The organism is Amycolatopsis sp. NPDC005961 (genome assembly GCF_040629235.1).
GTDB classification, from domain to species: domain Bacteria; phylum Actinomycetota; class Actinomycetes; order Mycobacteriales; family Pseudonocardiaceae; genus Amycolatopsis; species Amycolatopsis camponoti.
In genome coordinates, this window is record NZ_JBEXVF010000014.1 from 109,072 (window position 1) to 131,671 (window position 22,600).

Below are 22,600 nucleotides of genomic sequence, written 5' to 3' on the forward strand. Positions count from 1 at the left end.
CGATGCGCACGTTGATCCTCGCGGCCGCCCTCGTGATCACGGGCGCGGTCGGTGCCACGCCCGCGCACGCCGCCGCCTGCAACGGCTATGTCGGCCTCACCTTCGATGACGGACCCTCGAACGCGCACACCCCCGGGCTGCTCAACGCCCTGCGGCAGAACGGTTTGCGCGCCACCATGTTCAACGAAGGCCAGTACGCCGCCGCCTATCCCGCTCAGGTGCGGGCCGAGGTGAGTGCCGGGATGTGGGTCGGGAACCACAGTTACACCCACCCGCACCTCACGCAGCAGAGCCAGTCCCAAATGGACTCCGAGGTTTCCCGGACGCAGCAGGCGATCTCGGCCGCCGGCGGTGGGACGCCGAAGCTGTTCCGGCCGCCGTACGGGGAAACGAACGGAACGTTGCAGGCGGTCGAAGCGAAGTACGGCCTGCGGCAGATCATCTGGGACGTCGACTCGCAGGACTGGAACAACGCGAGCGTCGACGCGATCGTGCAGGCCAACGCCCGTCTCGGCAACGGCCAGGTCATCCTCATGCACGAATGGCCCGCCAACACCCTCTCCGCCATTCCGCGGATCGCGCAGGGCCTGGCGAGCCGCGGGCTGTGCGCGGGCATGATCTCGCCTCAGACGGGCCGGGCGGTGGCTCCCGGCTGAGGCCTCCGGGTGGCGCGGCGGCCCCGAACCCGCCGCGCCGCCATTCCCCCGGCGAGGGCCTGGTCGCGCTGATGGGCCTGCTCGACGACGTCGATGTCGTCGGCTCGGCGGCCGACGGTGCGCAGGCGCTCGAGCTGGCCGGGCGGCTCGACCACCTCGACGTCGTGCTGATGGACCTCACCATGCCCGTCATGGACGGCGTCGAAGCCGCCGGACGCCTCGCGCGCGAGCACCCAAACGTCGCCGTCCTGGTCCTCACGACCTACTCGGACGACGAGTCGATCGCCGGGGCGCGGTGATCACCACCCCGCCTTCTTCGCGATGACAGCGATCACCCCGAGCACGAACCGCAGCAGCATGAACTGGACGACTTCACCCATGTCCGTTTCCCTTCCCGTGTTCCGACGAGGGGAACGCCAGGGCGGCACCCGGGTGGAGCAGGACCTCCGCGGGGTGGAAATCCGGGTGGAGACCCGCCGGAAGTCCACTGTGGACAGACTAGCTGTCGGTTAACTCACCGTAAGGAACCTCCTTAACCCGGACATTTCACCACTCCGGCGGCCGTCGGTCGGCTCCCGTTCGGGCTGCGTTCACCCCGCTCGCCCGCCGCCGTAATTTGCGGTGCCTAAGTTTCCTGCTCGAGCCGCAGAGTGAAAGCAAGGAACCCATGGACGCACCCCTGGCCGTCAGAGCGCGCGAGATCACCAAGTGCTTCGGTGACGTCGTCGCGCTCGACGGCATCGACTTCGACGTGGCCCCGGGCCGGATCCACGGCCTGGTCGGCCCGAACGGCGCCGGCAAGACCACCCTGCTCGGACTGCTGCTGAGCCTGGCCGTCGCCGACGAGGGCACGCTGGAAGTCCTCGGCGGGCCGGTCGGCAGGACCCTCGGCGACGTCGCCGGGTTCGTCGACGGCCCCGGCCTCTACCCGTCGCTCACCGCCCGGCAGAACCTCGCCGCGCTGGCCGCCCTCCGCGGCCTCGACCGGCGGACCCCGAAGATCGACGACGTCCTCGGCGAGGTCGGGCTCACCGACGTCGCCGACGACCGCGTCCGCGGCTTCTCCCTCGGCATGCGGCAGCGGCTCGGGCTGGCCGCGGCGCTGCTCACCGAGCCCCGCCTGCTGGTGCTCGACGAGCCGGCCAACGGCCTCGACCCGGCCGGCAAGAAGCACGTCCACGGCGTCCTCGCCCGGCTCGCCGCCGAGGGCACCACCGTCGTGCTCTCGAGCCACCGGATGGACGACCTCGAGGCGCTGTGCTCCGACGTCACCATCCTGGCCACCGGCCGCGTCGTCTTCACCGGTCCGCTCGGCAAGCTCTCCGCCGAGAACGGCGAGCTCGGCTACCGGCTGCGGACGTCCGACCCGCGGGCGGCGCGTCCCCTGGTCGCCGGCGCGCCGGGGATCCGCCTCGCCGACTCCGACGACGACGTGCTCGTGGTCCGCGCGCTGGTGCCCGCGCTCGACGAACTGGTGCTGCGGCTGGCGAAGGAGGGCATCGCGGTACGCGAGCTCGCGCCCGTCGTGTCCCCGCTGGAAGCCGCGTTCCTCGCTCTCACCGAAGCTCAAACCGAGCAGCCGGAGGCCGGTCGATGACCGTCATCACCGAGACCGCCCGTCCCGTCCCTGTGTCCCGCGGCTACCGCTTCGAACTCGTCAAGCTGTTCGCCGCCTGGCGCGTCCGCCTGCTGGTGCTGGCCTGCTGGATCGCGCCCGCGTTGTTCGTCGCCGTGGTGAGCGAGCAGAGTTCGCTGCCCGTCGACACGCTCTTCGGCCGCTGGATGAACGCGACCGGCTGGGCCGGGCCGCTGGTGATGCTCGGGTTCGCGGGCACCTACGCGCTCCCACTGCTGACCTCGGTCGTCGCCGGGGACGTCTTCGCATCCGAGGACCGGCTCGGCACCTGGCGCCACCTGCTCGTCGCGGTCCGCTCCACCCGCCGGATCTTCGCGGCGAAAGCGCTGGCCGGCCTCAGCGTGCTCGTCGTCCTCGTGGCCGGGATGGCCGTTTCCAGTGCGGTGGGCGGGGTCCTGGCCGCCGGGAACCGGCCGCTCGTCGGCCTCGACGGCCACCTGCTGACGTCCGGCGACGCCGCGGTGCGGGTCCTGCTCGCGTGGGTCTGCGTCTTGGCCCCGACGCTGGCGCTCGGGGCGATCGGGCTGCTCGGCTCGGTCGTCTGGGGCCGCTCGCCGATGGGCCTGCTGCTGCCCGCCGTCGTCGCGCTCGTGCTGGCGCTGGCCCAGCTGCTGCCGCTGCCCGTCGCCGTCCGCCTCGCCCTGCCCAGCTACGCCTTCATCGCGTGGAACGGCCTGTTCACCGACCCGGCCCAGCTCGGGCCGCTGCTGATCGCGGTCGGCGTCAGCCTGGCCTGGGCCGTCGTCGCGACCGCGCTGGCGTACCTGCTGTTCGTGCGCCGCGACTTCACCAACCCGGCCCACGACGGCTCGGGCCGCCGAGCGCTCACCATCGGTGTCCTGCCGCTGGTCGCGCTGCTCGCCGCCACGGCCGGGATCGTCGCCGTCGCGACGCCGGCCACCGGCTCCGGGATCGAGCTCGACAAGGTCCAGCGCTCGGTCGCCACCGCGTTCGCCCACCTCTACCGGCTGCAGGCCGGGCAGCTCAACCGGCCCGACGTCACCGAGGAGCAGCTGGCCGCCACGGCCGCGTGCACCAAGGGCGACGGCCTGGTCGAGCCCGACGGTCCCGGCAACGACTGGCGGTGCGTCGTCTCCTGGCACCTGCCGGGGATCGACGCGACGGGACAGGCGATCTACCAGCTGGACATCACCTCGGACGGGCGGTACGTCGCCGACGGCGACGGACCGAAGGAAGTGAACGGCTACTTCCAGGTGCGGACCCCCGCGGGGGACCAACCCAACCCGCTTTGGCAGTTCGACGGGAACGTCGAGCTGCTCACCACCACGAAGGGATAACCCCGATGCAGGTAACACGCCGCAGACGGCGTGCCGGGAACCGCCGGAGCAGCAGCCATCGGCTGCGCTACGCGACGGCCGGCTCCGCCACGCTCGTGCTCGTAGCCACCGGCACCGGCGTCGGTGTCGCGTCGACGGCCCAGTTCGGGAAGGACCAGGTCGGCCAGGTCACCGAGAACGGCCAGGTCGTCTCCGCCGACCAGTACATCAAGCCGATCGGCGACCGGCTGGTCGTCAACAACGGCAAGATCATGGCGTCGTCGGTCAGCCCGGACGGCGCCCACCTCGCCGCGCTGACCACCGACGGCGGCATCGCGCTCACCATCGTCGACCTGAAGAGCTGGAAGGTGCAGCAGCTCGTCGGCAACTCCGCGACGGCGAACCTGCGCATCGCCGGCAACGACGTCGGCCAGGAAGGGCCGACGTACTCGCCGGACGGCAAGGCGCTGTGGCTGGCGCAGACCGACGGCTACACGAAGTTCACCGTGAACCCGGACGGGACCGTCGCCACCCCGGTGCCGGTCAAGATCCCGGCGGACGGCGCGAAGCACGCCCTGGTCGCGCAGGCCGTGTTCTCGCCGGACGGGTCCACTGTGTACTCGGCCGTCAACGGCCAGAACCGGGTTGTCGCGCTCGACGCGGCGACCGGCGCGATCAAGCAGAGCTGGGCCGTCGGCAACGCGCCGCGTGACCTGGTGCGCGTCGGCACCAAGCTGTACGTCAGCAACGAAGGCGGTCACCCGGCGAAGCCCGGCGAGCCGACGCTGAACTCGTACAATACGCAGGTGCCGGCCAGCCAGTTCACCGGCGCCACGACCAGCGGCACGGTCAGCGTCATCGACCTGGCGAACGCGGCCGCCGCGCCGAAGAGCGTCGACGTCGGCCTCCACCCGACGGCGGTGTACTTCAAGAACGGCGCGCTGTTCGTCACGAACACCGCGAGCAACACCGTCTCCGTCATCGACACCGGCCGCGACAAGGTCGTCCAGACCATCGCGACGCAGCCGTGGCCGCAGGCCTCGGTCGGGTACGAACCGGACGGCGTCACGCTCACCGACGACGGCCACCTGCTGGTGACGCTCGGGCGCGCCAACGCCGTCGCCGTCTACCGCTACCAGCGGGCGCAGGAGCCGGTGAGCTACGTCGGCCTGCTGCCGACGGACTACTTCCCGACCGCGATCACCACGGTCGGCAAGGACGTCGTCGTCTCCAACACCCGCGGCATCGACGCGCGCCGCCCCACCACGGCCGCCGGGCACGGCACGCACGACACGACGTCGAGCGTGCAGAAGTTCCGGCTGCCGGACGACCGCGCGATCCGCGGCTACACCGGCCAGGTCTTCAAGCAGAACGGCTGGACGAACGACTCGGTCCAGGTGGCGCAGGACAACGGCCACCGCAGGGCCGTCCCGGTCCCGGCGCGGCTCGGCGACCCGTCGACGATCAAGCACGTCTTCCTGCTGGTCAAGGAGAACCGGACCTACGACCAGGTCTTCGGCGACGACGCGCGCGGCAACGGCGACCCGTCCGTGACGCAGTTCGGCGAGAACGTCACGCCGAACCAGCACGCGCTGGCGAAGCAGTTCGGGTTGTACGACAACACCTACGACATCGGCACGAACTCCGCCGAGGGCCACAACTGGCTGATGCAGGCCGACAACCCGGAGTACACCGAGTCGTCGGCGGGGGAGTACCTGCGCAGCTACGACACCGAGGACGACGCCCTCGGCCACCAGAGCTCCGGGTTCCTCTGGACCGGCGCGCAGGCGGCCGGGAAGTCGGTGCGGGACTTCGGCGAGTTCCAGCAGTTCCTGACCAAGCCCGCCGGGGCGAGCTGGCAGAACCTGTACTGCGACGCCAAGAACATGGCGGCCACGGGTGAGCCGACGGCCTACCCGCTGGTCTCGTCGTCGCCGATCCCGTCGCTGAACAACGTGTCGGTGCCGGGCTTCCCGAAGTTCGACACGTCGGTGCCGGACACCTACCGGTACCAGATCTGGAAGAACGACTTCGAGAAGAACGGGCCGGCCAACCTGAACATGTTCTGGCTGTCCAGCGACCACACCGGCGGCCCGCCGAACGCGGCCGCCCAGGTCGCCGACAACGACCTCGCCGTCGGCCGGATCGTCGACGAGATCTCGCACAGCCAGTACTGGAAGGACTCGGCGATCTTCGTCGTCGAGGACGACTCGCAGGCCGGTCTCGACCACGTCGACGGCCACCGGGCGCCGGTGCAGATCATCAGCCCGTACGCCCAGCACGGCGTCGTCGACAGCCACTACTACTCGCAGATCACGATGATCCGGACGATCGAGCAGATCCTCGGGGTCAAGCCGATGAACCAGAAGGACAGCGCGGCGACGCCGATGGCCGCGGCGTTCACGCCGAAGCCGGACTACACGCCGTTCACCGCACTGCCCAACCGCACGTCACTGACGGACGGCCTGGCCACCCAGCCGTCCTGCGGCCCGGACACCCCGGCCGCGGCGAACCCGGCAGCGGCCCCGGTGCCGTCGTCGGCGGTGCCGGCGGACAAGAAGCAGCTGGCGGCGCAGTGGCAGGAGTGGACGACGCACCAGCGTCTGACCGGCCCGAACGCCGTCGCGGACTACGCGAACCCCGCGCAGATGAACCACTTCACGTGGTACCAGACGCACGGGTGGCAGCAGCCCTACCCGGGTGAGAACCAGGTGTTCGCACCGGATCAGGTGCCGGGCGCGTACCTCCCGTCCGCGGAATCGGACGGCTGATCACCCGCCGGGAGGCCTCCGGTCCGGGGGCCTCCCGGTTTTCCGTTTGCCGTCAGCCCAGGCGTTTGGTCTCGCCCTCGGCCCAGCCGGGGTCGCCGGTGGCCGCGAACCGCGTCCACGCCGCATTGACCTCGCGAGCCAGTTCCACCGGCGGACTGTCCCCGACGAGCCCAGTCGACGCGGCCAAAGAATCGAACACGAACGGCAATTCCATCCCGTGGCACGCCCCGAGCCGCGGCGCCCGCCACTCGAACTCGTACCGGAACGTCCGGCCCCGGTGGTTCTCGACCAGCTCCTCGACGCCGTCGCGGAACACGAGGTCCGTCATGGCCTCGACGAACACCTCGCCCGCCTTGCGCCCGTCGCCGAGGCCGTAGCTCTTCAGCACGCCCGCCGCGTCCGGGTGCGATGCCGACAGCATCGCCACCGCCTGCTCGTCGGTCAGCACGTCGAGCAGGCCGGTCGGGCCGAAGTACAGCAGCATCTCCTCGCGGCAGGTACCCGCGATCAGGTCGACGCCGTCGCGGATCGCCGAACCCGGGTGCTCGGGCAGGACGTCGTCACCCACCAGCGGCAGGAACGGGCTGAGGCCGAAACTGCGGTCCAGTCCGTCCTCCCCGCGAAGGTCGGGGGCACCGCCGGGCTTCAGCACCGCGTCCTGCGCGCCGAGCAGCTGCTCGGTCGAGAGCGTCCGGAACGCCTCGGCGGTGGGCTCGACGCCGAGGCCGTCGGCGATCTTCCGGACGAGCCGGTCCGCCTCGGCCCGCCCGCGCACCATGTTCGCATGTCCACTTTGGACGATCGCGCGCCGGAAGAGGCCGGTCGAAAGCGGCGAACCGAGCAGGCACGCAACGCTGATCGCGCCCGCGGACTCGCCGAAGAGCGTCACGTTGGCCGGGTCGCCGCCGAACGCCGCGATGTTGTCCTTGACCCAGCGCAGCGCGGCGAGCTGGTCGCGCAGGCCGAGGTTGGTCGCGCCGCCGTCGAGCGGCAGGAAGCCGTCGATGCCGAGCCGGTACTGCACGGTCACCAGCACCTCACCGCCGCGGGTGAACGCCGTGCCGTCGTACACCGGGGCCGAGCCCGTGCCGCCGATGAACGCGCCGCCGTGGAGGAACACCAGCACCGGCCGGTTTCCGGCGCCGGGCGTCCAGACGTCGGCCGTCAGGTACTCCGGCCCCCGCCGCCAGCCGGTGCCGACGACGGCGGACAGGTCGAGGCCGGGGATCGTCCGTTGCCGTTGCGGCGCCGTGGGTCCGGGCTCGCGGGCGTCGCGCACGCCGTCCCAGGCCGGCGGCGGGACCGGCGCGGCGAACCGCAGCTCACCTTCGGGCGCGGCCGCGTAGGGGATGCCGCGGAACCGCACACCGGTGGCGATCGGCTCGCCGCGGACCTCGCCGGCGGTGGTGCGGACGATCATGCGGGCGTCCCTTCGGGGAAGACCTTGCCGGGGTTGAGGATGTGGTGCGGGTCGAGGGCGTTCTTGACCGCGCGGTGCATTTCCAGGACTTCGGGGCCCAGCTCGCGGGTGAGGCCGGGCTGCTTGAGCAGGCCGACGCCGTGCTCGCCGGTGACGGTGCCGCCGAGGTCGAGCGCGTCGGCGATGATGTCGTCGAACGCCGCCTGGGCGTTCTTCCGGGCCGTCTCGTCGCCGGTCGGCGTGACCAGCAGCGGGTGCAGGTTGCCGTCGCCGATGTGCGCGATGTTCGCGATGTGGACGTCGTGGCGCCGCCCCGCCGCGTCGATGCGGGCGAGCATCTCGGGCACGGCCTGCGTCGGGACGCAGACGTCCTCGGTGAGCAGCGGGCCGAGCCGTTCGAGGGCGGGGTAGGCGAGGCGGCGGGCGGCGAACAGCGCGTCGGCCTCGGCCTGGTCGGTCGACTGCGCGGCCCAGGTCGCGCCGGCCTGCTCGAAGCAGTCCAGGATCTCCGCGGCTTCGTGTTCGCCGAGCGCGCCGGGGGAGTCCGTGCGGGCGAGCAGGACGACGTTCGCGTCGGCGCTCAAGCCCATGTTCTTCCACTGGTCGACCGCGGCGAGGCAGTGCCGGTCGACCAGCTCCAGCGCCGAAGGCAGGACGCCCCGGGCCGCGACCGCCGCGGCGGCCTGCCCGGCGGCGACCGTCGTGTCGAAGTAGCCGGCGACCGTGCGTTCCGCGGCGCGGGCGGGCCGCAGGCGGACGGTGACCTCGGTGATCACGCCGAGCGTGCCCTCCGAGCCGACCAGCAGCCCGGTCAGGTCGTAGCCGGCGACGCCCTTGGCGGTGCGGCGCCCGAGCCGGACGAGCTCGCCGGTGCCGGTGACGACCTGCAGGCCCAGGACGTAGTCGCGGGTGACGCCGTACTTGACGCAGCAGACGCCGCCGGCGTTGGTGGCGACGTTCCCGCCGATGGTCGACCACGGCGAGCTGGCCGGGTCCGGCGGGTACCAGAGGCCGCGTTCCGCGCAGGCGGCGCGCAGGTCATCGTTGACTACGCCGGGCTCGACGACGGCGTACCGCTCCCGCTCGTCGATCTCCTTGATCGCGGTGAGCCGGTCGGTGACGAGGACGACGCAGCCGCCGACCGCGTTCGCCCCGCCGGACAAGCCGGTGCCCGCCCCGCGCGTGACGAGCGGGGTCCGGTGCTCCAGGCAGGCCCTGACCACGGCCTGGACCTCTTCGGCGGTGTGCGGCCGGACGACCACGGCGGGCAGCGCGTAGGGCGCCCATTCGGCCTCGTCGTGGGCGAAGCCGGCCAGCACGTCCGGGTCACGGACCAGCCGGTCCTTCGGCAGCCGGGCGGCCAGGTCGTCGATCAGCATCCGCGGGAACCTCCTCGTCACCTGCTCCCACGCTAGCCGTGCCGAAGACCTCGTTGAAAGCTTCGGTCGAGCTGGGGTGCGTGTAGATCGAGTTCCGCAGCTCGGTCGCGGTGATGTCGTGGCGGATGGCCAGCGCGACGGTGTTGACGACCTCCTGCGCGTCGATGCTGAGCAGCGCCGCGCCGAGGATCAGGTCGGTGTCGGCGTCCACGACGAACTTCATCATCCCGCGCGTCTCCTCGACCGTGTAGGCCCGCGGCATGGCGACGATGTCGGCGACCTTTTCGCTCGCCACCTTGATGTTCAGGCCCCGCGCGCGGGCTTCGCGCTCGGTCAGGCCGACGGTCGCCAGCGGCGGGGTGGTGAAGAGCGTGTGCGGCACGGCGACCCGGTCGGCCGTGGTGCGCTTGCCCTCGCCGAGCAGCTGGTCCAGCACGATCCGGGCGTCGTCGAGGGCCACGTAGGTGAACTGCGGGCCGCCGTTGACGTCGCCGACGGCGTAGATGTGCGGCCGGCTCGTGCGCAGGTGCTCGTCGACCTCGACGGCGCCGTCCGGGGTGGTCCGGACGCCGGCCGCGTCGAGCCGCAGGCCGTCGGTGACCGGACGGCGGCCCGTGGCCGGCAGGAGCGCGCTCGCTTCGACGCTGTGCGTCTGCCCGTCTTTTTCGTAGCTGACCTTCGCGACGGCGCCGCTGTCTTCGACCTGGGTGATCTTCGCGCCGGTGATGATCCGGACGCCGTCGCCTTCGAGGATTTCCCGGACGGTGCCGGCGATGTCCTCGTCTTCGCGGGGCAGCAGCCGTTCCGCTCCTTCGAGGACGGTGACGTGCGTGCCGAAGTGCTGGTAGATCGACGCGAACTCGAGCCCGAGGTAGCCGCCGCCGACGACGATCAGGCGCTCCGGCAGCGTCGCCGCCTGCGTGAGCTCGGTGCTGCTGACCAGGTGCTTGCTGGTGGCCAGGCCCGGGATCGGCGCGATGACCGGCGCGGAGCCGGTGCTGAGGATGATCGTCGGCGCGGTGACCGTGATGAGGTCGTCGCCTTCGCCGACGGCGACGGTGTGCTGGTCGACGAACCGGGCGGTGCCGGTGATGACGGTCGCGGTGTCCTTCCCGTCGAGCGACGCGAAGTTGCCCGCGCGGAAAGCGCTGGTCAGCGCACGGACGCCGGCGATCGAGTGGGCGAAGAACTCCTGCGCGTCGTCTTCGACGCGGCGTCCGTTCGAGTAGTGGACGAGCATCTTGGTCGGCACGCAGCCGACGTTCGGGCAGGTGCCGCCGTACATGTTCGCGGACCGCTCGACGAGGACCACGCGCCGGCCGGCGTCGCTGAGCGCGTGTGCGGCGGTCTTCCCGCCCTTGCCGAAGCCGATGACCAGGACGTCCGCGGTGAGCTTTTCCATGCGGTCGAGTGTGCTTCGGCGAAGATGAGACGAACAGGCTTGTCAGTATCAGTTTTCTACCCGAAAGTATCACCGTGGACACTGTCAGCCGATTGCTTCGCATGGCCGACCTCGCGGCTTCGCTCGAGAAGCACTGCCTGCTCGGGGCGGGCACGCGCATGGACGTCGCCCGGTCCCGGGCGCTGAGGGTGCCGTTCCACGTGCTGCTCGAGGGGGAGTGCCGGCTGCACGTCGGCCGTCAGGTGTTCGAGCTGCGCCCCGGCGACGTCGTGCTGATCCCGAGCGGCGCCGGGCACCGGGTGGTCACGGCCGGGGCGGGCCGGCCGCGGGGCACCGTCGAGACCGTCGGCGAGGCATTCGCGACCCGGCACAGCGAGCGCGGCGGCGACCCGGTCATCGACTTGTTCTGCGGCCACTACGCGGTCAACGCGGGCGCGGGCGCGCTGCTGTTCCGGAGCCTGCCGGGCGCGATCCACGTGTCGTTCGGGCAGTCTCCCGAGACGGACGAAGTCCTGCGTGGGCTGAGTTTCCTGTTGCGGGGGGAAGCGCGCCGCGAGGGGCCCGGGACGGCGGCGATCCTGTCCGCGCTGAGCACGGTGCTGCTGGCGATGGTGCTGCGGACGGCCCGCGGCGCGGCCACGGCAGACGTGCTGTGGACGGCGGTGACCGACGAAGGGATCGCGGAGGCCGTTGCCAGCGTCCTGGACGACCCCGGGGCGGACTGGACGATCGAGCGGCTCAGCCGTCAGGTGGCGATGTCCCGCGCGACGTTCCTGCGACGGTTCGCCCGCGAGACGGGAACGACGGCGGGGGAGTTCGTCACCCGCGCCCGGATGATGGCGGCGGCCCACTTGCTGTCCACTTCCGAGGCGACGGTCGCCGTGGTGGCGGGCCGCGTCGGCTACCAGTCGGAGTCGGCGTTTTCCCGCGCGTTCCGGGCCGAACTGGGGACGACGCCCGCCCGATTCCGCCGTGACCAGCGGGTTTGATCTACTGTGCATCGCTTGCGCATCGGTTGTAGGGTAGGGGGAGCGGTTCAGCCTGCAGCCGTCGTGCCTCGATCCCCCGCAGCCCCCCACCCGGGCTGCCGTGGGCCCGGACCGGCGTCCGGCCTCACGGTGTTTTCGCCAAGGAGGCCTTCGCGATGCTCATCCCTGCCCCGCGCACCCGCCGATCCGCGACGTTCGAAGTGACCACGACATCCGAAGCGACGGTGGTGACCGCGACCGGCGACCTCGATCTGGCGGTCACCGGCCGTCTCGCCACGGTGCTGCAGGAGGAAATCCGGCTGGCCCCGCAGGCATTGGTGTTCGACGCATCAGCGGTGACGTTCTGCAGCGCGCGTGTGCTGACGATCCTGCTGGACGCGGCGACGTCCGCGGTGCCGTTCGCGGTCGCCGGCCGGTGCCGTCCGCTGCTGCGGCCGATCACCGTTCTCGGGCTGGATTCCTTGCTGCCGGTGCATTGGAGTGCCGAGGAGGCTTTGGCTTGGTTGAAGCTGGTGCCGTTGTTGTCTTAGGTTTGATCACCTGTTCGTGTGATGAACATGCGTTCGGGTGCCGGTAATCTTGGTTTGTGGACAGCGAAGCGGTGTGGCGGGCGGATGCGGTGGCTTTGGCCGACCGTATCTCCGCTCTGCTGACTGTTGTGCGGTCTGCGGAGGCGGAGATCGGTTCGCTGCTGGCGGAGATCGAGTCGCGCGGGGTTGTGGAGCTGTTCGGATATCGTTCCGTGGCGCGGCTTTTCGAGCATCTGGCTGATGTTCCCAAGGCTGCGGCTGAGGCTGTGGTGAAACGTGCCCGGGCTCTCACCTCCGGTCGCACTCTCGACGGCGTTCCCGCTGTCGCTCCTGCCACCGGTGTTGCTGCTTTGGCTGGCCGGTTGAGCACTCCGATGATCGACACGATCGTCGGGGTCATGACGCAAGTCCCACTCGAACACCGCGCCGACGCCGAGCAGCATCTGCTGTCCTTCGCCTCCGATGCTGGGCACAAGCAGGTCGCGGCGTTGGGTGCGCGGATCCTGGCGCACCTCGACCCCGACGGTGCCGAACCTGACACGACCGAACCGGCCATCCCTCGCCGCGAACTCTCGTTGCGGCGCAAAAGAACCGGGACCTGGGAGCTTCAGGGCCGGCTTGACGACGAGACCGGCACCCGGGCCAGTGCCCTGCTGGATTCTCTGGCGCAACGCCGTAGTAGTGAGGAAGGCGCGGACTTGCGTTCGCCGCAGGAACGTTACGGCGACGCCTTCTCCGACGCGATCGACTTGGCGTTGAGCTGTCCGGAGTTGCCGATGCAGGCCGGGGAGCGAGCGCACGTGATGGTCGCGGTGTCGTTGGAGGACTTGAAGTCCAGCCTCGGCCAAGCGATCCTCGGCGACACCGGTGCTTGCACCGGCCACGCAGTGCCCGGCGACACGGGAACCATGCCTGCGGCTGGCATCGGGCCAGCGATGCGCGGCGATGGAACCTTGCCCCGGGGTCGCGGCCCAGCGACGCTCGGCGGCAATAGGAGCATGTCCCAGGCTGGCAGCGGCGAAGCGATGCTCGGCGGCCGTAGGACTCCGGCCAAGGCCGGCCGCGCCACCCTCGGCGATCTTGGCAAGATTTCCGCGGCCGAGGCCCGGATCCATGCCTGTGACTGCATGCTCATCCCCGCCGTCCTGGGCGCTAAGAGCGAACCTCTCGACCTCGGCCGTCAACGCCGCCTGGTCCCGCCGGGAATCCGCCGCGCGCTCTACCTGCGCGACCGCGGCTGCGCCTTCCCTGGCTGCCACCGCCCGCCCCGGCACTGTCAGGGCCACCACATCCGGCACTGGGCTGATGGTGGCCCGACCGAGTTGGGCAACCTGGTCCTGATGTGCGCCCACCATCACCGGCTGCTGCACCGTTCCGGTTGGCAGGTCCGCATCGCCGCCGACGGGTTGCCCGAGTTCCTGCCACCGGTGTTCCTGGACAAACGCCGAAAACCCAGGCGCAACAACCTTCATCAACCCTTACCGTTCGCGGCCTGAACACGACAGGGGGAAGGCCCGCAGCCACCGGCTGCGGGCCTACACCCACGCCCGAGCAACCCGCCAACGTTGGCGGCAGCCGTTTCGCGGTTCAGCAGGCGTCCACACTCGACACTGGCGGCGGGTTCCGCCTAGCGGTTCATAGCCGTTGGCACCAGGCCTATCCGTATCTCAGAAGGCTGCCGACGCTACCGAACCTCGAACCCGGCACTGCTCACCGGACGAGGCACTGCGCCGATCTGGTGCTCGGCGGACAGCTTCCGAAAGCAACTCCGTCGACCTGGCACCAGCCGATTCGGTATCCACCCCCGCCACGACCGGCCGAGCAAGCGCGAGCCGATGAACAAAGCCCCCGAGCTAACCCTCCGAACACCCCACCCGAGCCCAAACCAGCTTCCCGTCGTCGTGACGGCTGACACCCCAGTCCAAGCAAAGCTGATCCACCAGCAACAACCCCCGCCCGCCCATGCTGTCCGGCGCTCGCAGCTTCGGCTCGCCTCCGCCGACGTCCGCTACCGCCACCGTCACCTCGCAAGGGTCGTGCGCGTGGTGGATCCGCAGCTGGCGGGGCCCTCCGCCGTGGACGTAAGCGTTCTCCAGCAGCTCGCAGACGATGATCAGCGTGTCGATCAGGTCCGTCTCGCGGATCGTGCCCAGTTTGGCCTCGGCCCAGCGGCGGGCCGCCGTCAGGCCGGGCCGGTCGGTGCCCGCCACGTCCAGCACCTGCCAGCCTGGCTGGTCGGCTCCGTTCCAGCTCACGCGCACCGTTCGACCTCCTGCCGCCGCGTTTTCCCCCGATTGCGGCACCCATCCCAAAGGGACTACCCGGAACTGCCGCTTTTACCCGCCGCGTTAGGGGGGCTTAGGGGTCGTTGCCCAGCTCGCGCGCTGGCTAGCTTGGCCGGAGGAGCCTCCGAGACCGAAGGGCGGTGGACGACATGGTCGCCCACGTGGACAACGCCGGGGAGAACTGGTTCCGCCGGTTCGCCGCGTCACCCGAGGCGAAAGCGCGGCTCGTCTGCCTTCCGCACGCCGGGGGGTCGGCACCCTTCTACTTCCCCGTCGCCAAGGCGCTCGCGCCGGCCGTCGAAGTGCTCGCCGTCCAGTACCCGGGGCGGCAGGACCGGCGGCACGAACCCTTCCTGACCAGCATCGATGCCATGGCCGACCGGGTCGCCGACCTCCTGCGGACGCACACCGACCGGCCGCTCGCCCTCTTCGGGCACAGCATGGGCGCCATGGTCGCCTACGAGACCGCCCGGCGGCTCGAGCGGGCCGGTCACGAAATCGCCGCCCTGTTCGTCTCCGGGCGGCGTGCTCCCTCGCGAGTCCGCGATGAAAGCGTGCACACCCGGACCGACGACGGCATCGTCGCCGAGCTGCGGCGGCTCAGTGGCACCGAGGCGGACCTGCTCGGCGACGACGACGTCGTCCGCATGATCCTGCCGGTCGTGCGCAACGACTACCGGGCCGTCGAGACCTACCGGTACACCCCCGGCGTCCCCCTGACCGCGCCGATCGTGGCCTTCACCGGCTCCGACGACCCGATGGCCACCATCGACGAGGTCGCCTCCTGGGCCGACCACACCGCCGGCGGCTTCGAGCTGGTCGAGCTGGCCGGCGGGCACTTCTTCCTCACCCGGCACCAAGGCGTGATCCTCCGGCGCCTCGCCGACGAGCTGGGAGGCGTCCGTGTCTGAGGCAGCGTTGTCCGAAGCGCCGGCCGCGTTCGCCAGCCGGCTCGGCGAACTGCGGGAGATCAAGGAGGCCGCGCGCCGCGGGCCCGACGACGCCGCGACGCAGCGCCAGCACGACCGCGGCAAGCTGACCGCGCACGAACGCATCGAGCTGCTCCTCGACCCGGGCTCGTTCACCGAGCTCGAAGCCCTGCGCCGGCACCGCGCGACCGGGTTCGGGCTCGAACAGCGCCGTCCGCACTCCGACGGCGTCGTCTGCGGCTGGGGCACCGTCGACGGCCGGACGGTCTTCGTCTACGCCCACGACTTCCGGATCTTCGGCGGCGCGCTCGGCGAAGCGCACGCGCAGAAGATCCACAAGGTGATGGACCTCGCCGAGGCCGCGGGCGCGCCGCTCGTTTCGCTCAACGACGGCGCCGGCGCCCGGATCCAGGAGGGCGTCACGGCGCTCGCCGGCTACGGCGGCATCTTCCGGCGCAACACCCGGTGCTCCGGGGTCATCCCGCAGATCTCCGTGATGCTCGGCCCGTGCGCGGGCGGCGCGGCGTACTCGCCCGCGCTGACCGACTTCGTGTTCATGGTCCGCGAGACCTCGCAGATGTTCATCACCGGACCCGACGTCGTGCAGGCGGTGACCGGCGAGGAGATCACCCAGAACGGCCTCGGCGGCGCCGACGTGCACGCCGAGACCTCCGGCGTCGCCGCGTTCGCCTACGACGACGAGGCGACCTGCCTGGCCGACGTCCGCTACCTGCTTTCCCTGCTGCCGGCCAACAACAACGAGGCACCGCCGCACGTGCCGGCCGACGACTCGCCGAGCCGCCGCACCGACCGGCTGCTCGACGTCGTGCCCACCGACCCGGCCCGCGCCTACGACATCTGCGACGTGATCGCGGAGATCGTCGACGACGGCGAGTTCCTGCAGGTGCACGCGGGCTGGGCGACCAACGTCGTGTGCGCGCTCGCCCGCCTGGACGGGCACGTCGTCGGGATCGTCGCGAACCAGCCCGCCGTCCTCGCCGGGGTGCTCGACATCGAGGCGAGCGAGAAGGCCGCCCGGTTCGTGCAGACCTGCGACGCCTTCAACATCCCGCTCGTGACGCTGGTGGACGTCCCCGGCTTCCTGCCCGGCGTCGACCAGGAACACGGCGGCATCATCCGCCACGGCGCGAAGCTGCTCTACGCCTACTGCAACGCCACCGTGCCGCGGGTGCAGGTGATCCTGCGCAAGGCCTACGGCGGCGCGTACATCGTGATGGACTCGCGGTCGATCGGCACCGACGTCTCGCTGGCGTGGCCGACGAACGAGATCGCCGTGATGGGGGCCGAGGGCGCCGCGAACGTCATCTTCCGCCGCGAGATCAAGGCGGCCGACGACCCGGAAGCCGTGCGGGCGCTGAAGATCAAGGAGTACCGCACCGAGCTGATGCACCCGTACTACGCGGCCGAACGCGGTCTCGTGGACGACGTGATCGAGCCGGGCGAGACGCGCGAGCTGCTGATCCGCTCGCTCGCGATGCTCCGCACCAAGCACGCCGACCTCCCGGCGCGCAAGCACGGGAACCCGCCGGTCTGATGGGCGAACCGGTGGTGCGGGTCCTGCGCGGCGCACCCGACGAGACCGAGCTGGCGGCGCTGATGGCGGTCCTGGCCGCCATCAGCGCCCAGCCGTCCGCGCCCGAACCGCCGAAGCCCGCGCGTCCTCGCCGCCGGCTCCGGTTCCGGCCGGCGACGAGCTGGCGCAGCTGAGCCTCGGTCAGGTGCGGACCGTCGTGCTGTCCAAATAGGTGAGCACCGCGCGGATGCGGCGGTTCTGGTCACGGCTGGCTTCGAGGCCGAGCTTCGCGAAGATGTTGCTGATGTGGTTCTCCACCGCGCCCTGGGTGACGACCAGGTTCTTCGCGATGGCCGCGTTCGACAGCCCCTGCGCCATCTCGCCGAGGACCTCCGTCTCGCGGGCGGTCAGGCCTTCGAGGGGGCTGCGGTTGCGCGACAGCATCTGCGCGACGACGTCGGGGTCGATCGCCGAACCGCCGCCGGCCACCCGGCGGACCGCTTCGAGGAAGTCGGCCACGTCGGCGACGCGCTCCTTCAGCAGGTAGCCGACGCCGGAGGTGCCTTCGGCGATCAGCTCGACCGCGTAGCTGCCCTCCACGTACTGCGAAACCACCAGCACCGGCAGGCCGGGAACCTCCTTGCGGGCCGCGATCGCGGCCCGGATGCCCTCGTCGGTGAACGTCGGGGGCATCCGGACGTCGGCGATGACGAGGTCCGGCTGGTGCTCCCGCACGGCGACCAGCAGGTCGTCGCCGTTGGACACCGCGGCCGCGGTCTCGATGCCGACGTCCGCGAGCAGGCTCTGCACGCCCGCCCGCAGCAGGACGGAGTCTTCGGCGATGACGACACGCATTTCGCTCTCCCGGGAGTTCACCAGCGGACGGGCAGGTCGGCGCGCACCACCGTGGGGCCGCCCACCGGGCTGACCACGGTGAGCACGCCGTCGATCGTGGCGGCGCGGTCGGCGAGCCCGGCCAGGCCGCCACCGGGGCGGACGGAGGCGCCGCCGTGACCGTTGTCGAGGATCTCGACGACCACGGTCTCGTCGTCGCGGGTCACGCGCACCGACGCGCGGTCGGCGCCGGCGTGCTTGGTGATGTTGGTCAGCGTCTCGCTGACGATGAAGTACGTCGTGGTCTCCACCGGTGCCGGCGGGCGCGGGTCGACGTTCACCTCGACGACGACCGGGATCGGCATCCGCGCGGTGAGCGACGACAGCGCCGCGTCGAGGCCGCGGTCCTGCAGCACCGGCGGGTAGATCCCGCGGGCGAGGTCGCGCAGCTCGGACACCGCGAGCTTGGCGTCCGCGTGCGCCGCGCCGATCAGCTCGCGGACGGCGACAGGGTCGTCCAGATCGAGTTTCAGCTGTGCCCGGCCCAGGCTCATCGCGACGGCCACCAGCCGCTGCTGCGCGCCGTCGTGCAGGTCGCGTTCGATGCGCCGGCGCTCGGCCTCGACGGCGTCGACGCCGCGGGCGCGCGAGTCGCTCAGCTGCCGGGTGCGGGCCTCCAGCTGCTGCGTCCGGTCCGGTCCCAGCATCGACGCCGTCAGCGCGGCGTGCATGGCCCCGATCCGCGGCGCGACGAAGATCCCGAACGGCGGCACGGCGACCGAGACGATCCCGGCCACGAACTCCACGATGCCCAGCGGGAAGGCGAGCAGCACGTAGTTCACCTCGCGCCAGGTGGCCTGGTCGACCAGCCGGACCTGCCACGTCTGCAGCAGCCCGGGCCCGTGTTCGCGCCGGCGCGGCGGCGGGACGTCGACGCCGAGCATGGTGTGGACCCAGCGGCGCTCGAAGGCGGCGAAGTTCTGGACCATCGAGGTGGCGGTGATGAGGATCGGGATGCCGACCCACAGCATGGTGGTGGCGATGCCGAGCAGCATGGTGACCAGCACGAGCACAAAGGCGGCGATCCGCATCGGCAGGCTCCCGATGAGGAACCCGATGGTGCGCACCACCTTCGGCCGCGCGCTCACCGGCAGCTTTTCGGGGGTTCGGGTGGCGGAGCCCCCGACCTGGGGCGGAGCCCCAGATGTTACTGCCATTGTGCGATCCGTTCCAGCTCCGGCACGAGGTCGTCCAACGTCGGCGTCGCCAGCATCTCGTCGCGGACCTCGAGCGCGCAGTCCCGGAAGGACGGTTCCTCGAGCAGCCGGAGGAGTCCACTTCGGACGGACTGCGGCGTGACGTCCTCGAGGTCGAGCACCAGGCCGTTGCCGCGCTTCTCCTGGGCGACGGCGGACACCCGCTCGCTCCAGGTGGTGCCGGGGATGACCAGCTGGGGGACGCCGTTGACGACCGCGTTGCCGATCGTCGCGCCGCCGCCCTGGTGGATGATGGCCGAGCAGCTCGCGAGGAGCTCGTTCATCGGCACGAAGTCCACCGCGCGCACGTTGTCCGGGATCTTCTTCACCGACGCCAGCTGCGCGGCGTTGAGCGTCGCGATCACCTCGACGTCGAGGTCCGCGAGACCGTCGAGCAGGTCGGCCACCGACGTCTCCTCGACGCCGAGCACCTGCCGGTTCGAGATGCCCAGGGTCAGCATCACGCGCCGCCGCTCGGGCTTTTCCAGCACCCACGAAGGAATCGCCATCGGCTTGTTCTGCGGGATGAACCGCGCCGGCACGTAGTCGACGTCGACGCCGTCGTAGCGCAGGTAGGACGGGTGGCAGTCGAGGGTCTTGACGCCGTGGCGCAGCGCCTCGTCGTACGACGCGCCGAACCGGCCCACGGCGGCGGACATCCACTCGACGAAGGGGTCCGGCGTCGTGTCCTCAGGGTGGCTCGCGCGCAGGTCCCGGTACTGCGCCGCGATCCGCGCGGTCTGGTCCGCCGCGTACATCATCCGCAGGTGCGGGACGCCGAGGGCGTGCGCGACGATCGGGGCGGCGTAGATCATCGGGTCCCACACGACCAGGTCCGGCTTCCAGCCCTTCGCGAACCGCACCAGCTCGTCGAGCAGCGAGTCCGGGGTGGTCCAGCGGAAGACCTCGACCCAGTGCTCGTAGACCGTGCGGACGTACTCCTCGGTGTAGCGCTCCGGCCGGCTTTCGGAGATGCGGAAGCCGCCCTGCATGGCGTTGTCGCCGTCCATCTGCAGCTGCCGGTGGCGGGCGATGTCGAGCTCCTCGCCGAACCACATCGCGTCGAGGCCGGTTTCGGCGAACGACGCCACCTCGCGCGGGTTGCACTGGCCGACGAAGCGCACCTCGTGCCCGGCCGCGGCGAGCGCCCAGCCCACCGGGGCCATGCTGTAGACGTGCGTCCTCGTCGGGAACACCATCATCATGACGCGCATCGACGCACTCTCCGAACTCGGGGGCGAAACACCGCTACAAGGGAAAAGGTAGTGCCGGCACGCCGCCAGGCCGACCCGGCAACGCGGCGGTAGGGGTCGCGAACCCCTGTTCCGGCGCGGATTCCTTCCCCGGCGCTGCGCCGTGCGCTAGGCAGGTCGAGCAGGGTTTGGACCGGCTTTAGACGCCCCTTAGGGGCTGGCTCCGGCGGGCTCGCGGCGACTAGACAGGAACGTGGGTCCGGCCGCGTGTGCCGGGTGCGAGGGAAACGAAGAGGTGATGAGCATGGCCGTGGCACCCATCGCGAAGGGCTGGGTTCCCTTCGGCGGGTACCGCACCTGGTACCGGGTCACCGGCACCGCCGGGGGCGAGCTGCCGGCCGTCGTCGTGGTGCACGGCGGGCCGGGGAGCACGCACGACTACCTGCTGAACCTCTGCTCGCTGGCCGAGCACGGGTTCCCGGTCGTGCACTACGACCAGCTGGGCAGCGGCGGTTCGACGCGGCTGCCGGGCAAGGGCGCGGACTTCTGGACGCCGGAACTGTTCGGCGACGAGCTGGACAACCTGGTCCAGCACCTGGGCATCGAGGACAACTACGTCCTCTTCGGACAGTCGTGGGGCGGGCTGGTCGTCGCGCGGCACGCCGCGCAGCGCCCGGACGGCCTGCGCGGGCTGGTGATCGCCGACTCGCCGGCGTCGTACCCGCTGTGGCGCCAGGAGATGGACGTGCTGCGCGCGCAGCTGCCGCCCGGCGTCGACGACCAGCTGCGGGCGCACGAAGCCGCGGGCACCACCGGCGCGCCGGAGTACTTCGAGCTGATGCGCGCGTTCTACGACCGGCACGTCTGCCGCGTGCTGCCGTGGCCGGCCGACTACCTGGCCTCGTTCATGGAGATGGCCGACGACAACACCGTCTACGCCACGATGAACGGGCCGAGCGAGTTCACCGTCACCGGCACGCTCAAGGACTACTCGGTGACCGAGTACCTCGACGACATCGAGGTGCCGACGCTGCTCGTCTCCGGCCGTCACGACGAAGCCACCCCCGTCACGATCCAGCCGTACTTCGACCGGATCCACGACGTGCGCTGGGAGATCTTCGAAGACTCCAGCCACGTCCCGCACCTCGAGGAACCTGAACGGTTCCGCGAAGTCCTCCTGGGTTTCCTCCAGGACATCCAGCCCACCGCACCCGCGAGCCGGGTCGCCGAACGAGAGGTCGCCAGCCATGGATGAGGCCACCCGGCCGGGGTCGGCGGTCGTCTTCCCCGGGATGAGCCCCTGTCGCTTCGCCGACTTCGGCAAGTTCCTCCTCATCAACCCCTTCGCCCGCAAGCTGATCTCGCAGGCGAACGACCGGCTCGGCTACTCGCTGGTCGACCGCTTCCGCGAGACCGAAGGCGACTACTCGGCCTACGCCCAGGTCGGGTTCATGCTCACCTGCGTCGCCCTGGCCCAGTGGGCCGAGGAGGAGCAGGGGATGAGCCCCGACTACTGCGCCGGTCCGAGCTTCGGCGAGAAGCCGGCCAGCGTGTATGCCGGTTCGCTCACCTTTCCGGACGCGGTGTGGATGACGGCGGAGCTCGCCCGCTGCCTCACCGAGTTCTTCGCGACCGAGTACACCGACGTCGTGACGCACTCGTTCGTCCGCACGCCGGAGGAGAAGCTCACCGATGCCCTGTCCCAGCTGGAGGGAAAGGGCGAGTGGTTCGACATCTCGTGCTACATCGACCACGACTTCTACATGGTCTCGCTGCGCGAGCGGAACCTCGACTGGCTGAAGCAGACGGTCCGGAGCATGGGCGGGCTCTCCCTCTACACGATGCGGCCGCCGTTGCACTCGCGGGCGTTCGGTGCGCTGCGCCGCAAGGCGGAGGACGAGGTGCTCGGCGGGCTGGACTTCCACGACCCGCTGCTGCCGATCGTCGCCGACCAGGACGGTGAGATCCTGCGCAGCGGCGAGCAGGTGCGCACGATGCTGCTCGACAGCATCGTCAAGCCGCTCCGCTGGCCGGACGTCGTCTCGACGCTGGCGGACAACGGCGTGGGCAAGCTCTGGATCGCGGGGCCGGACACGCTGTTCGGGCGCGTCCGCGTCACCACGAGCCGCTTCGAGGTGGTCACGGTGAACCCGCGCCTGGCCCTGCAGCCCCGCCGCCGGGGCGCAGGACCCTCGCGGGTCAGCTAGCGGGCTGCAGCCGGGCCAGCGTGCTCCACAGCCGGCCGGGGTTCTCGAACGTCTCCAGGTTCAGGGCGTCGTCCTCGAACCGCACGTTGTAGCTCTGCTCCAGCACGGAAAGCAGCTCCACGGTGGCGAGGGAGTCCAGCCCGTACTCCCGCAGCGGCGTCTCGGCGGTCAACGCCTCCTCGGCCGGCAGGAACGGGAGGTACGAGCGCAGCGTCTCGTCGAAAGTGCTGTCCCACATGGCTACTCCGGATCGCTAGGTTGGGATCTACCGAGAGGAAACCGACCGCCCGGTTCGGTTTTGG

Annotated in this window: 21 protein-coding genes; 13 read left to right on the top strand and 8 right to left on the bottom strand. The window is 70.9% G+C overall.

The window, feature by feature from the left end:
* Positions 1 to 2 precede the first annotated feature (2 nt).
* The 5 genes from ABZ342_RS15845 (at position 3) to ABZ342_RS15865 (ending at position 6,340) form a co-directional block, all read left to right on the top strand.
* Complete coding sequence (locus tag ABZ342_RS15845; protein ID WP_155544739.1) at positions 3 to 656, top strand: polysaccharide deacetylase family protein; 654 nt, start codon at positions 3 to 5, stop codon at positions 654 to 656.
* A gap of 71 nt (positions 657 to 727) precedes the next feature.
* Positions 728 to 955: a response regulator transcription factor gene (locus ABZ342_RS15850; protein WP_360473338.1), complete on the top strand. Its 228-nt coding sequence runs from the start codon at positions 728 to 730 to the stop codon at positions 953 to 955.
* A gap of 368 nt (positions 956 to 1,323) precedes the next feature.
* Positions 1,324 to 2,253: an ABC transporter ATP-binding protein gene (locus tag ABZ342_RS15855; protein WP_360473340.1), complete on the top strand. Its 930-nt coding sequence runs from the start codon at positions 1,324 to 1,326 to the stop codon at positions 2,251 to 2,253.
* Complete coding sequence (locus tag ABZ342_RS15860) at positions 2,250 to 3,590, top strand: ABC transporter permease (protein ID WP_360473342.1); 1,341 nt, start codon at positions 2,250 to 2,252, stop codon at positions 3,588 to 3,590. Before ABZ342_RS15855 ends, ABZ342_RS15860 begins: the two co-directional genes overlap by 4 nt.
* 5 nt (positions 3,591 to 3,595) lie before the next feature.
* On the top strand, positions 3,596 to 6,340 hold the full coding sequence (locus ABZ342_RS15865; protein ID WP_360473344.1) for an alkaline phosphatase family protein: 2,745 nt from the start codon (positions 3,596 to 3,598) through the stop codon (positions 6,338 to 6,340).
* A 52-nt stretch (positions 6,341 to 6,392) separates the two neighbouring features.
* Here ABZ342_RS15865 and ABZ342_RS15870 read toward each other — a convergent pair whose 3' ends face one another.
* From ABZ342_RS15870 to ABZ342_RS15880, 3 genes are read right to left on the bottom strand one after another with little or no spacing between them, the layout of a single operon-like run.
* Complete coding sequence (locus ABZ342_RS15870) at positions 6,393 to 7,760, bottom strand: carboxylesterase family protein (protein ID WP_360473346.1); 1,368 nt, start codon at positions 7,758 to 7,760, stop codon at positions 6,393 to 6,395.
* A complete protein-coding gene (locus ABZ342_RS15875) occupies positions 7,757 to 9,139 on the bottom strand; it encodes an FAD-linked oxidase C-terminal domain-containing protein (RefSeq protein WP_360473348.1) in 1,383 nt (460 codons plus the stop codon). The genes ABZ342_RS15870 and ABZ342_RS15875 overlap by 4 nt, the downstream gene beginning before the upstream one ends.
* On the bottom strand, positions 9,087 to 10,541 hold the full coding sequence (locus ABZ342_RS15880) for an FAD-dependent oxidoreductase (protein ID WP_360473350.1): 1,455 nt from the start codon (positions 10,539 to 10,541) through the stop codon (positions 9,087 to 9,089). Before ABZ342_RS15880 ends, ABZ342_RS15875 begins: the two co-directional genes overlap by 53 nt.
* A 74-nt stretch (positions 10,542 to 10,615) precedes the next feature.
* On the opposite strand from ABZ342_RS15880, the gene ABZ342_RS15885 reads away from it, so the two are divergent.
* The 3 genes from ABZ342_RS15885 (at position 10,616) to ABZ342_RS15895 (ending at position 13,556) form a co-directional block, all read left to right on the top strand.
* A complete protein-coding gene (locus tag ABZ342_RS15885; RefSeq protein ID WP_360473352.1) occupies positions 10,616 to 11,530 on the top strand; it encodes an AraC family transcriptional regulator in 915 nt (304 codons plus the stop codon).
* 155 nt (positions 11,531 to 11,685) lie between these two features.
* Positions 11,686 to 12,060, top strand: coding sequence for an STAS domain-containing protein (locus tag ABZ342_RS15890; RefSeq protein WP_155544747.1), 375 nt, complete (start codon positions 11,686 to 11,688; stop codon positions 12,058 to 12,060).
* 56 nt (positions 12,061 to 12,116) lie between these two features.
* Positions 12,117 to 13,556, top strand: coding sequence for a DUF222 domain-containing protein (locus tag ABZ342_RS15895; RefSeq protein WP_360473354.1), 1,440 nt, complete (start codon positions 12,117 to 12,119; stop codon positions 13,554 to 13,556).
* A gap of 357 nt (positions 13,557 to 13,913) precedes the next feature.
* Here ABZ342_RS15895 and ABZ342_RS15900 read toward each other — a convergent pair whose 3' ends face one another.
* A complete protein-coding gene (locus ABZ342_RS15900; protein WP_360473356.1) occupies positions 13,914 to 14,315 on the bottom strand; it encodes an ATP-binding protein in 402 nt (133 codons plus the stop codon).
* Between the two features lie 179 nt (positions 14,316 to 14,494).
* Here ABZ342_RS15900 and ABZ342_RS15905 point away from each other — a divergent pair, with 179 nt between their 5' ends.
* The 3 genes from ABZ342_RS15905 to ABZ342_RS15915 are packed head-to-tail and all read left to right on the top strand — an operon-like array spanning position 14,495 to position 17,002.
* Positions 14,495 to 15,256, top strand: a complete 762-nt coding sequence (locus ABZ342_RS15905; RefSeq protein WP_360473358.1) for an alpha/beta fold hydrolase — start codon at positions 14,495 to 14,497, stop codon at positions 15,254 to 15,256.
* Between the two features lie 49 nt (positions 15,257 to 15,305).
* Entirely contained in the window at positions 15,306 to 16,829 is a 1,524-nt protein-coding gene (locus tag ABZ342_RS15910; RefSeq protein ID WP_230862930.1) for an acyl-CoA carboxylase subunit beta, read from the top strand.
* Positions 16,829 to 17,002 carry an acyl-CoA carboxylase epsilon subunit gene (locus tag ABZ342_RS15915; protein ID WP_360473360.1) on the top strand — a complete coding sequence of 58 codons (174 nt, stop codon included), beginning with the start codon at positions 16,829 to 16,831 and terminating at the stop codon, positions 17,000 to 17,002. Before ABZ342_RS15910 ends, ABZ342_RS15915 begins: the two co-directional genes overlap by 1 nt.
* Before the next feature lie 7 nt (positions 17,003 to 17,009).
* Here ABZ342_RS15915 and ABZ342_RS15920 read toward each other — a convergent pair whose 3' ends face one another.
* The 3 genes from ABZ342_RS15920 to ABZ342_RS15930 are packed head-to-tail and all read right to left on the bottom strand — an operon-like array spanning position 17,010 to position 20,112.
* Positions 17,010 to 17,663, bottom strand: coding sequence for a response regulator transcription factor (locus ABZ342_RS15920; RefSeq protein ID WP_155544751.1), 654 nt, complete (start codon positions 17,661 to 17,663; stop codon positions 17,010 to 17,012).
* 17 nt (positions 17,664 to 17,680) lie between these two features.
* Positions 17,681 to 18,790, bottom strand: a complete 1,110-nt coding sequence (locus tag ABZ342_RS15925; protein WP_360473362.1) for a sensor domain-containing protein — start codon at positions 18,788 to 18,790, stop codon at positions 17,681 to 17,683.
* A gap of 59 nt (positions 18,791 to 18,849) precedes the next feature.
* The gene (locus ABZ342_RS15930; protein WP_360473364.1) at positions 18,850 to 20,112 is read right to left on the bottom strand and encodes a nucleotide disphospho-sugar-binding domain-containing protein; all 1,263 of its coding nucleotides are present in this window, start codon (positions 20,110 to 20,112) and stop codon (positions 18,850 to 18,852) included.
* 283 nt (positions 20,113 to 20,395) lie between these two features.
* On the opposite strand from ABZ342_RS15930, the gene ABZ342_RS15935 reads away from it, so the two are divergent.
* Together ABZ342_RS15935 and ABZ342_RS15940 are read left to right on the top strand one after the other, a co-directional pair.
* Positions 20,396 to 21,346, top strand: a complete 951-nt coding sequence (locus tag ABZ342_RS15935; protein WP_360473366.1) for a proline iminopeptidase-family hydrolase — start codon at positions 20,396 to 20,398, stop codon at positions 21,344 to 21,346.
* A complete protein-coding gene (locus tag ABZ342_RS15940) occupies positions 21,339 to 22,298 on the top strand; it encodes an ACP S-malonyltransferase (protein WP_360473368.1) in 960 nt (319 codons plus the stop codon). Before ABZ342_RS15935 ends, ABZ342_RS15940 begins: the two co-directional genes overlap by 8 nt.
* Here ABZ342_RS15940 and ABZ342_RS15945 read toward each other — a convergent pair.
* Positions 22,291 to 22,536, bottom strand: a complete 246-nt coding sequence (locus ABZ342_RS15945) for a phosphopantetheine-binding protein (protein WP_360473370.1) — start codon at positions 22,534 to 22,536, stop codon at positions 22,291 to 22,293. The two genes, ABZ342_RS15940 and ABZ342_RS15945, sit on opposite strands and share 8 nt — an antisense overlap.
* Positions 22,537 to 22,600: the final 64 nt, after the last annotated feature.